Origin of the sequence: Shinella zoogloeoides (genome assembly GCF_003574625.1) — a bacterium.
GTDB classification, from domain to species: domain Bacteria; phylum Pseudomonadota; class Alphaproteobacteria; order Rhizobiales; family Rhizobiaceae; genus Shinella; species Shinella zoogloeoides_A.
On record NZ_QNUJ01000004.1, the window covers coordinates 495,073 to 505,712 of the forward strand.

At 66.3% G+C, this 10,640-nt stretch carries 8 protein-coding genes; 7 read left to right on the forward strand and 1 reads right to left on the reverse strand.

Going from position 1 to position 10,640, the window contains the following annotated elements; all coding sequences use genetic code 11:
* The first annotated feature begins 143 nt into the window (after positions 1-143).
* The 6 genes from DSD28_RS10760 (at position 144) to lexA (ending at position 6,432) form a co-directional block, all read left to right on the forward strand.
* Positions 144-2,033 carry a peptidylprolyl isomerase gene (locus DSD28_RS10760; protein ID WP_119256366.1) on the forward strand — a complete coding sequence of 630 codons (1,890 nt, stop codon included), beginning with the start codon at positions 144-146 and terminating at the stop codon, positions 2,031-2,033.
* Positions 2,034-2,049: 16 nt separating this feature from the next.
* The gene (trpD, locus tag DSD28_RS10765) at positions 2,050-3,072 is read left to right on the forward strand and encodes an anthranilate phosphoribosyltransferase (protein ID WP_119256367.1); all 1,023 of its coding nucleotides are present in this window, start codon (positions 2,050-2,052) and stop codon (positions 3,070-3,072) included.
* Positions 3,073-3,080: 8 nt separating this feature from the next.
* Positions 3,081-3,896 (forward strand): indole-3-glycerol phosphate synthase TrpC, encoded by an 816-nt coding sequence (gene trpC, locus DSD28_RS10770; protein WP_119256411.1) that lies wholly within the window; start codon positions 3,081-3,083, stop codon positions 3,894-3,896.
* A complete protein-coding gene (moaC, locus tag DSD28_RS10775) occupies positions 3,896-4,390 on the forward strand; it encodes a cyclic pyranopterin monophosphate synthase MoaC (RefSeq protein ID WP_162911353.1) in 495 nt (164 codons plus the stop codon). Before trpC ends, moaC begins: the two co-directional genes overlap by 1 nt.
* Positions 4,390-5,613 carry a molybdopterin molybdotransferase MoeA gene (locus DSD28_RS10780; RefSeq protein ID WP_119256369.1) on the forward strand — a complete coding sequence of 408 codons (1,224 nt, stop codon included), beginning with the start codon at positions 4,390-4,392 and terminating at the stop codon, positions 5,611-5,613. The genes moaC and DSD28_RS10780 overlap by 1 nt, the downstream gene beginning before the upstream one ends.
* 93 nt (positions 5,614-5,706) lie before the next feature.
* Positions 5,707-6,432, forward strand: a complete 726-nt coding sequence (lexA, locus tag DSD28_RS10785; protein ID WP_119256370.1) for a transcriptional repressor LexA — start codon at positions 5,707-5,709, stop codon at positions 6,430-6,432.
* Here the strand turns inward: lexA and DSD28_RS10790 are convergent.
* A complete protein-coding gene (locus DSD28_RS10790; RefSeq protein WP_245424803.1) occupies positions 6,413-8,884 on the reverse strand; it encodes a ComEC/Rec2 family competence protein in 2,472 nt (823 codons plus the stop codon). The genes lexA and DSD28_RS10790 overlap by 20 nt on opposite strands.
* Positions 8,885-9,190: 306 nt before the next feature.
* On the opposite strand from DSD28_RS10790, the gene gltA reads away from it, so the two are divergent.
* A complete protein-coding gene (gene gltA / locus DSD28_RS10795) occupies positions 9,191-10,480 on the forward strand; it encodes a citrate synthase (protein ID WP_119256371.1) in 1,290 nt (429 codons plus the stop codon).
* Positions 10,481-10,640 lie beyond the last annotated feature (160 nt).

Consider the following 10,640-nt stretch of genomic DNA (forward strand, 5'->3'; position numbering starts at 1 on the left):
TGCCTGACCGATTTGCGGCATCGCGCATTTTGCCCGGCATTCACCCCATCATTCCGCATGTTCCGCGGACTTCAATTCCCGCAAACTTTCCGTTAAGAGACGATCTCCGGCCGCATGGCCGCCGCTATGAGGAAGTTTAGACGATGCTCGACGCCCTGAGACACGCCGCCCAGACCTGGGTGGCAAAAGCCCTGATGATCGTTCTGGTCGGTTCGTTCGCTGTCTGGGGTGTTTCGAACACGATCGTCACCGGCGGTTCGAACGCCGTCGTCACCGTCGGCGACGTCAAGGTCTCGCCCACCGACTTCCGCCTCGCCTACGAGCGCCAGGTCGCCACCATGTCGCAGCGCTTCGGCATGCGGCTGAACGCCGAGCAGGCCCGCGCCTTCGGCGTCGAGAATCAGGTCTTCGCCGAACTCGTCGCGGGCGCCTCGCTCGACCAGCTTTCGCGCGACATGAACCTCGGCCTTTCCGAAGGCCGCCTCGCCCGCCTGATCGCCGACGACCCGGCCTTCCGCGGCGTCAACGGCCAGTTCGACCGCACGGCCTTCTCCGCCATCCTGCGCAATGCCGGCCTGCGCGAGAACGACTATATCAGCAACCGCAGCCAGGTCGCCATCCGCACCCAGGTCGTGGAAGCCGTTTCCGATGGCTACAAGGCACCCGACGTGCTGACCAATGCGCTGCGCCAGTACCGCAACGAAGCGCGCACCATCGATTACCTGCTGCTCAGCAACGCCAATATCGATCCCGTGAAGGCGCCCGGCAACGACGTGCTCGCCCCCTGGTTCGAGCAGAACAAGGCGAAGTATCGCGCGCCGGAATACCGCAAGTTCGTCTATGTCTCGCTGGAGCCGAAGGACATCGCGGACGCCTCCACCATCACCGATGACGCGCTGAAGGCCGAATACGAGCGCGTCAAGGAAAAGTACCGCACGCCCGCCACGCGCACCGTCGAGCAGCTGACCTTCAAGGATCGCGCCGGCGCCGATGCCGCCGCCGTCAAGCTCGCCTCCGGCACGACCTTCGATGCGCTCGTCGCGGAGGAAGGCAAGACCGCCGCCGACGTCCTGCTCGGCGATTTCACCAAGGAGAACATGCCGGACCAGAAGTTGGCCGACCCCGCCTTCGCCGTGGCCGGGAACGGCGGCACGACGCCGGTGATCGACGGCACCTTCGGCCCCATCATCCTGCGCGTGACCAATATCCGCCCGGAAACGATGAAGACCTTCGACGACGTCAAGGAAGAGCTGCGCAGCGAGCTTGCCCTTTCGGAAGCCGCCGACGGCATCCTCGCCGTCCACGACCGCCTCGAGGACAGCCGCGCGGACGGCCTCACCCTCGAGGAAGCCGCCGCCAAGAACAACCTGAAGGCCGTGACCGTCGAGGCCGCCGACGCCCAGGGCAACGACCAGAAGGGCGACGAGATCGCCGGACTGCCGGAAGAATCCTCCCTGCTCGGCGAAGTCTTCAAGACAGATGTCGGCATGGAGACCCAGCCGATCAATGTCGGCCGCGAAGGCTATGCCTGGTTCGAGGTGCTCGACGTGATCCCGGAACGCGACCGCACGCTCGACGAAGTGCGCGAGCGCGTCGTCGCCGACTGGACGGCCGAGCAGCAGCGCCAGACCCTCGCCAAAAAGGCCGAGGAACTGGCCGAGCGCGTGCGCAAGGGCGGCGATCTTGCCGCCATCGCCGCCGAACTCGGCATGGTCGTCGAAAACAAGGTAGGCCTTCATCGCGGCGCGCAGGATCCGGTGCTGAGCCCGGCGGCAGTCGCTGCCGCCTTTGCCGGTCCGCTCGGCCAGGTCGCCGCCGCGCCCGGCGTCGACGGCGAGGGCCAGATCCTGCTGAAGGTCACCGAGGTGAACGCCGACGCCGCGACCGACGCGCTCTCGAACGACGAGCAGCAGATCGTCGCCGTCGCCCGCACCAGCGGCGACGACATCCTCGACCAGATGGTCAGCTCGCTGCAATCGGCCTACGGCGTCTCCATCAACCGCACGCTCGCCGAGCAGAGCATCGCGCGATAAGGCAGAAAGGCAACGCATGTCCGATCTGAAACCCTATATCGCCAAGGTCGCCACCGGCGCCGCGCTCGATCGCGAGGAGGCGCGCGGCGCCTTCGAGATCATCATGTCGGGCGCCGCCACGCCCTCGCAGATCGGCGGCTTCCTGATGGCGCTGCGCGTGCGCGGCGAGACCGTGGACGAGATCTACGGCGCCGTCGGCTCCATGCGTGCCCGCATGCTGCCGGTCGACGTGCCGGCGGACGCCATCGACATCGTCGGCACGGGCGGCGACGGCGCGGGTACCTACAATATCTCGACGCTCGCGGCGATCATCGTCGCGGGTGCCGGCGTTCCCGTCGCCAAGCACGGCAACCGGGCGCTCAGCTCCAAGTCGGGTACCGCGGACGCCCTCTCCTGCCTCGGCGTGAAGCTCGATATCGGCCCGGCCGAAATCGCCCGCTGCGTGCACGATGCCGGCCTCGGCTTCATGTTCGCCCAACTGCATCATTCGGCGATGAAGCATGTCGGTCCCTCGCGCGTCGAGCTCGGCACGCGCACCATCTTCAACCTGCTCGGGCCGCTCTCCAATCCGGGTGGCGTCAAGCGCCAGCTCCTCGGCGTCTTCTCGCCGCAATGGCTGGTGCCGATCGCCGAGGTGATGCGCGATCTCGGCTCGGAAAGCATCTGGGTCGTGCATGGCGAAGGCCTCGACGAGATCACCACGACCGGCACCACGCAGGTTGCCGCCCTCGAAAACGGCAAGATCCGCACCTTCGAGCTGACGCCCGCCGATTTCGGCCTTTCGCAGGTCAAGCTCGACGACCTTCGCGGCGGCGACGGCATGCACAACGCCGCCGCCCTCCTCTCCGTGCTCGGCGGCGCGCACATGCCCTACCGGGACATCTCGCTCGCCAATGCCGCCGCTTCGCTGGTCATTGCCGGCAAGGCGGAGACGCTGGCGGAGGGCATGAAGCTCGCCACGCAATCGCTGGAAAGCGGCCGCGCCAGCGCCGCACTGGAACGCCTCGTCGCGGTTTCCAACGAGGGACAGGCGGAGTAGGATTGGCCATGACCGACATCCTCAAGAAGATCGAAGCCTACAAGCTGGAAGAGATCGCCGCCGCCAAGGCGCGTGTCGCCCCCGCCGAACTTCGCGCCCGCATCCGCGACCAGGAGCCGCCGCGCGGCTTCTTCGCAAGCCTCAGGGACCGGAAGGCCGAAGGCCGCTTCGGCCTCATCGCCGAGATCAAGAAGGCAAGCCCCTCCAAGGGTCTCATCCGGCCGGATTTCGATCCGCCGGCGCTCGCCAGGGCCTATGAGGCCGGCGGCGCGGCCTGCCTTTCCGTGCTCACCGACACGCCAAGCTTCCAAGGCGCCCCGGAATTCCTGACGGCTGCCCGTCAGGCCTGCGCCCTACCCGCTCTGCGCAAGGATTTCATGTTCGACAGCTACCAGGTGCTGGAAGCGCGCGCCTGGGGCGCGGACTGCATCCTCATCATCATGGCCTCGCTCAGCGACGATGCCGCGAAGATGCTGGAGGACGCCGCCTTCTCGCTCGGCATGGACGTCCTGATCGAGGTGCATGACGAAGCGGAGATGGAGCGCGCGCTGAAGCTGAAATCCAAGCTCGTCGGCGTCAACAACCGCAACCTGCGCACCTTCGAGGTCGACCTCGCCGTTTCGGAGAAACTCGCCGGCATGGTGCCGGACGACCGGCTGCTCGTCGGCGAAAGCGGCATCTTCACCCATGCCGATTGCGAACGCCTCGGCAAGGTCGGCATCTCAACCTTCCTCGTCGGCGAAAGCCTGATGCGCAAGGACGACGTGACCGCCGCTACCCGCGAGTTGCTGACCGGCAAGGCCGGCATGCTGGCGGCCGAATGATGGCTGGGGACGGCCGGACGCTCACCCATATCGACGCTTCCGGCGAGGCCAATATGGTGGATGTCGGCGACAAGGCCGAGACGGTGCGCGTCGCCGTCGCCGAAGGCTTCGTGCGCATGGCGCCGGCCACCCTCGACCTCATCCTCAAGGGCGACGCGAAGAAGGGCGACGTGATCGGCACGGCGCGCCTTGCCGGCATCATGGCCGCCAAGCAGACGTCGAACCTCATTCCCCTCTGCCACCCGCTGATGCTGACAAAGGTCGCCGTGGAGATAAGCGAAGACCGTGCCCTCCCGGGCCTTCGCATCGAAGCCATGGCCAAGCTCACCGGCCGCACGGGCGTCGAGATGGAGGCGCTGACGGCCGTCAGCGTCGCCTGCCTCACCATCTACGACATGGCCAAGGCCGCCGACCGGGAGATGGAGATCGGCGGCGTGCGCCTGCGCGAAAAATCCGGCGGCCGCTCCGGCGACTACAAGCGCGGAGACGCCTGATGTCCCTCCTGCCCGTTTCCGATGCCCTCGACCGCCTGCTTTCCGTGGCAAGGCCCGTGCAACGGACGGAGACGGTGCACCTCCACGAGGCTGCGGGCCGTGTGCTCGCCGAGGACGTAGCCGCCCGCCTCACCCAGCCGCCCTTCGACAATTCCGCCATGGACGGCTATGCCGTCCGCCATGAGGACATCGCCGAACTCGGTTCCATCCTCAAGGTCGTCGGCACCTCCGCCGCCGGCCATGCCTTCGAGGGGGCGGCAGGTCCCGGCGAGGCCGTGCGCATCTTCACCGGCGCCCCCTTGCCCGCTTTCGCTGACACGGTTCTCCTGCAGGAAGACGCGGAACGGCTGGAAGACGGCTACATCCGCACCACCTTCCTCACGCCGAAGGGCCGCCACATCCGTCCGCGAGGCCAGGATTTCTTCGAAGGCGATATCGTGCTGCGCGCCGGCGACGTGCTCGATCCCGGCCGCCTGACCGTCGCCGCCGCGATGAACCATGCAACACTCGCCGTCTATGCCCGCCCGCGCATCGCTGTGCTGGCGACCGGCGACGAGCTCGTGCCGCCCGGCGCATCCCCCGGCGCAAGCCAGATCATCGCCGCCAACACCTACGGCGTCTCGGCCATCGCCCGCGAGGCCGGCGCGGAGATCATCGATCTCGGCATCGTCGGCGACGACAAGCAGGCCATCCTCGAGGCGGTGCGCAATGCCCTGTCGCTCGACATCGACGTGCTGGTGACACTGGGCGGCGCCTCCGTCGGCGATTTCGACCTCGTCCAGCCGGTGCTCGGCGAGGCCGGCATGGAGCTCGATTTCTGGCGCATCGCCATGCGGCCCGGAAAGCCGCTGATGGTAGGCCGGCTCGGCCCGGTCCAGTTCGTCGGCCTGCCCGGCAATCCCGTCTCCAGCATGGTCTGCTCGCTGCTCTTCCTGGAGCCGCTGGTCCGCCGCCTCGCCCACCTGCCGCCGAAGGGCCGCCGGCACAAGGCGATCGCCGCCGTGCCGCTCCGCGAGAACGACCATCGGCAGGACTATGTCCGCGCCCGCATCACGCGCGGCCCGGACCGCGAACTCCTCGTCACGCCCTTCGACAAGCAGGATTCCTCGATGATGAAGATCTTCGCCGAATCCGAGGGGCTGCTGATCCGCGCGCCGCACGCGCCCGCCGCGGACGCCGGCACCCCCTGCGACGTCCTCCTCCTGCGCGAGCCTGCCGCCTGAGCGGCATTATTGTTTCAGCGGCCTCTTGCGGAACACATATGGAACAGATAGTGTCTGTTCTGGATTTGTTTCACGATTCTCGATGGGGATGCCATGCTGACGCGCAAACAACAGGAACTCCTGCTGTTCATCCATGAGCGTATGAAGGAATCGGGCATTCCGCCATCCTTCGACGAGATGAAGGATGCGCTGGACCTTGCTTCCAAGTCCGGTATCCATCGCCTCATCACGGCGCTCGAGGAGCGCGGCTTCATCCGCCGCCTGCCGAACCGGGCCCGGGCGCTCGAGGTCATCAAGCTGCCGGAAGCCTATTCGCCGAGCCTCCAGCCCCGACGCGGCTTTTCCCCCGCCGTCATCGAGGGCAGCCGCGGCAAGCAGCCCGCGCCGGCGGCCGCCCCGCCACAGCGCACCGCGCCGCAGGCTGATATGACTTCTTCCGTCTCGGTACCCGTCATGGGGCGCATCGCCGCCGGTGTGCCGATCTCCGCCATCCAGAACAACACGCATGACGTCACCGTCCCGGCCGAGATGATCGGCAACGGCGATCACTATGCGCTGGAGGTCAAGGGCGATTCGATGATCGAGGCCGGCATTCTGGACGGCGACACGGTCATCATCCGCAGCACCACCAGCGCCAATCCGGGCGAGATCATCGTGGCGCTGGTCGACGACGAGGAGGCGACGCTGAAGCGCTTCCGCCGCAAGGGCGCCTCCATCGCGCTCGAAGCCGCCAATCCGGCCTACGAGACCCGCATCTTCGGCCCCGACCGCGTCAAGGTCCAGGGCAAGCTGGTCGGTCTCATCCGCCGCTATCACTGAACGGCGCGACCGTTTCGAAACGGTCGGTGCGCCAGTCGTAGGTTCGGTGCCGTGACCAGGGGCGGTCGAGCGTTTCGACGGCTCCCGTGAACTCCGCATCGCCGAGCGCCTGGGAGACGGAATCCGTCGCCGGCCTGATTTCCAGGGCACCGGTCCTTCTCAGGTGCCGCGCGGTGACGAGCCTTGCGCCGGAGCGGCAGGCATCGAGCCGGAGGGCGAAGGGCACGACGACGAGGTCGGCCCCGTCGCAGGCAAGGCCCAGGAAGGCGGTGTCCTCCAGCGTGACGATCCGCCAGCCGCTCGGTGAGACGGCGGCGCAGAAGGCTTTCCGTTCGCAGACGAAGCCGTTTTTCCGTTCGGCTGTCTCCAGCGCCGCGATCAGGGCGGCCTCCGCCTTCCCGCGGTCGGCCTTCCGGCGCGGGCGCTTTTGCGATGACGTCTCGGCCGGTTCTTCTTTCACCTGTTCGATCGTCAGGCCGGCCGTCGTCCGCACGTCCGGCTTCACGAGTTCGCCGAGCCGGAGTGCCCTTCGCCACTGGTCGTAGATGAAGCCCGGCGGGCGCGTGCGGTTCGCCGCCACCTTGCCGTCACTGAGAAAGGCGACGAGGCGGCCGTCCTCCGATACCAGCACCTCCGGGTGCGGGCGCCCCTCCGGCCAGCAGGCGACGCCGATCCCGACGAGGACGAGCGCCGTTCCGGCATGGCGCAGCCGCGTGCGCAGGAGGCAGAGCAGGCCGCCGCCGACGCCGATCAGCAGGAAGGCGAGCGGCGGGATGCGGCCGATGACGATCTCCCCTTCCCAGCCGGCCACCCATTTCGACAGAGCGATCATCCAGTCTATACCCTTGCCCATGATGGCGAAGGGAATGGCGTCGAGCCCGAAGGGCATGAGTAGCACCGCCATCATGCCGAACGGCATGACGATGGCGCTGATCACCGGCATGGCGAGCAGGTTTCCGGCAAGCCCGTAGGCGGGAATGCGATGGAAATGGCCGATGGAATAGATCAGCGTGGAAAGGCTGCCGATCATCGAGGAGAGAAGCAGCCCGCCGAGGAAGCGCCCGACCGAACCGCCGAAGAGCTGGAACGGCCTTCCCCGGCTCTCACGCCGGACCGGCCGCTCGCGCCAGGCCGCATAGCCCGCGACGAGGCCGAGGGTTGCCGCATAGGACATCTGGAAGCCCGGATTGGTGACGGCCGAGGGCGTCACCGCCAGGATGAGGATTGCCGAGATCGCCACATTGCGCAGGCTGATCGCCGAGCGGCCGAAAAGCACGGCGATGAGCATCACGCAGATCATGATCCACGAGCGAACCGCCGAGATGGCGCCGCCGGAGACGAGGATATAGAGCGTCACCATGACAAGCGCCCCGACGGCGGCGATCTTCTTTGCCGGATAGCGCTCGGCAAAGCCCGGAACGAGCGCCATCGCCATGCGCGCGCCGACGAGGAAGGTGCCGGCCGCGAGCACCATGTTGAGGCCGGAAATGGCGAGCACATGGGCAAGCCCGGCCTGCCGCAGCGCCTCCACCGTATCCGGGCTGATCGCCCGCTGCTCGGCCGTCACCAGCGCCGCGGCAATCGCCCCCGCATCGCCGCCGATGCGGCCCCGAATGTGCTCGGTCAGGTTGTCCCGCCAGATCGCGATCTCCTGCAGGATCCTGACGTCCCATCCGGCCTCGCCGCCCGCCACGGCGACCGGCGCGCGATAGAAATAACCGACGGCGCCATTGCCGGCGAAATAGGCATCGAAAGCGAAATCGTTGAGGCCGACAAGCGCCGGCCCCGACGGCGGACTGATCCGCCCCCGCCCCTCGATGCCGCTGCCGATCGGGATCGGTGCATGCTTCATCCGCGCCAGCATGGTCACGACGCCGGGCGCGCGCTTCAACGCCGGATCGCGGGTGGCTTCTACCGCGATGCGATAGCGGATCGCGCCGCGCTCGTCGCTCTCGCGCGACAACACCCGGCCGACGACGTCCGTCGTCACCGGCGCATCCAGCATGACCGTATCGAGCCGGGCGCTTTCGAGGGCCGCGAAGAGCATGCCCGCGGGGACGAGGAAGGCGGCCGCGGCGGCGAGCGCCACCCAATCCTCCCGATGCCGCAGCCGCCAGGCGGGCCAGATCGTGACGCAGGCCGAAAGGACCATGGCATGCAGCGGCGGATCGGTTGCAGCCACATACCAGAGCGCCGCCCCTATCCCGAGAAAGACGGGAACGAAGAGGAAGAAGTGCCCATAGGCCCGCTCGGCGGCGAAGGCTTCCGTGACGGCCCGCTCGCCGCCCAGTTCCGCCAGAAGCCGGCGCATCTTCCGGAAGAAGGAAGCAAGCCGCAGACGAAGGCGTGGCCTTTCCGCCACCGGAACCGGCAAGGCGCGGTCGTCGATGGCCACCCGAAAGGCATAGGCCTCCGGCGTCTCCTTCCGTTCCGCGACTCTCCCCTCGGCCATGGCATCGGCCCCGCTTCCCCTCGCCCATCATGCAATCGAACAGGGAAATCTTCAATCGCCAGTAGGCTTGCCAAATGCTAAGCAAGACAGAAAGGATGCCCCCTCCATAATCTGAAAAGCACCCTCAAAAGTTGCTTGCAACTTCATGGAAAGGGTAGATATTGCGTTGCCGGAAAGCCTGTTTCCGCAATGCACAATTTGCCTTTCGTCGTGCTTGGCAGAGGCGGTGGAATGGGCTAGCAAAACGAGCATGTTCATGGGTCGGCACGGACCTCGTGCCACCATTGGAAACAACGGAGGATCGTTATGACAGGAACAAGCGCGGATGTATCGGTCGGTGGCAAGTCAGTCGAGTTGCCCACCCGATCCGGTACGATCGGCCCCGATGTGATCGACATCGGCACGCTGTACAAGAATACCGGTACCTTCACCTACGACCCCGGTTTCACCTCCACCGCATCCTGCGAATCGAAGATCACCTATATCGACGGTGACGAAGGCGTGCTGCTGCACCGCGGCTACCCGATCGAGCAGCTCGCCGAGCACGGCGACTTTCTCGAAGTCTGCTACCTGCTGCTCTACGGCGAACTGCCGACCAAGGCGCAGAAGGACGATTTCGACTACCGCGTCACGCACCACACCATGGTGCACGAGCAGATGTCGAAGTTCTTCACCGGCTTCCGCCGTGATGCCCACCCGATGGCCGTCATGTGCGGCGTCGTCGGCGCGCTCTCGGCCTTCTACCACGACTCGACCGACATCACCGATCCGCACCAGCGCATGGTCGCTTCGCTGCGCATGATCGCCAAGATGCCGACCATCGCCGCCATGGCCTTCAAGTACCATATCGGCCAGCCCTTCGTTTACCCGAAGAACGACCTCGACTATGCGTCGAACTTCCTGCGCATGTGCTTTGCCGTTCCGTGCGAGGAATACACCGCGAACCCAGTTCTCTCGCGCGCGATGGACCGCATCTTCATCCTGCATGCCGACCACGAGCAGAACGCCTCGACCTCGACCGTTCGCCTCGCCGGCTCCTCGGGCGCCAATCCCTTCGCCTGTATCGCGGCCGGCATCGCCTGCCTCTGGGGCCCGGCCCATGGCGGCGCGAACGAAGCGGCGCTCAACATGCTGGCCGAAATCGGTTCCGTGGATCGCATCCCGGAATATATCGCCAAGGCCAAGGACAAGAACGATCCGTTCCGCCTGATGGGCTTCGGCCACCGCGTCTACAAGAACTACGACCCGCGCGCCCGCATCATGCAGAAGACGACGCACGAGGTTCTCGGCGAGCTCGGCATCAAGGACGACCCGATGCTGGAAGTCGCCATGGAACTCGAGCGCATCGCGCTGACGGACGACTACTTCGTCGAGAAGAAGCTCTATCCGAACATCGACTTCTATTCCGGCATCACACTGAAGGCGCTCGGCTTCCCCACCACCATGTTCACGGTGCTCTTCGCCCTCGCCCGCACGGTCGGCTGGATCGCCCAGTGGAACGAGATGATCGAGGATCCGGAACAGCGCATCGGCCGTCCGCGCCAGCTCTATATCGGCGAGCCCAAGCGCGATTACGTGCCGGTCTCCAAGCGCTGATCGCAGCGAAAGCCAGACAAAAAAAGCCCGGTCAGGTTCGACCGGGCTTATACATTACGAGGCCGGATCATCGGTTATGATGATCCGGCCTCGTTTGTCATTTGGGTGATCGCAACACCTTGGTGACGATGCGCAGAGCGGTTGGTCCTTCCGGGCCTGA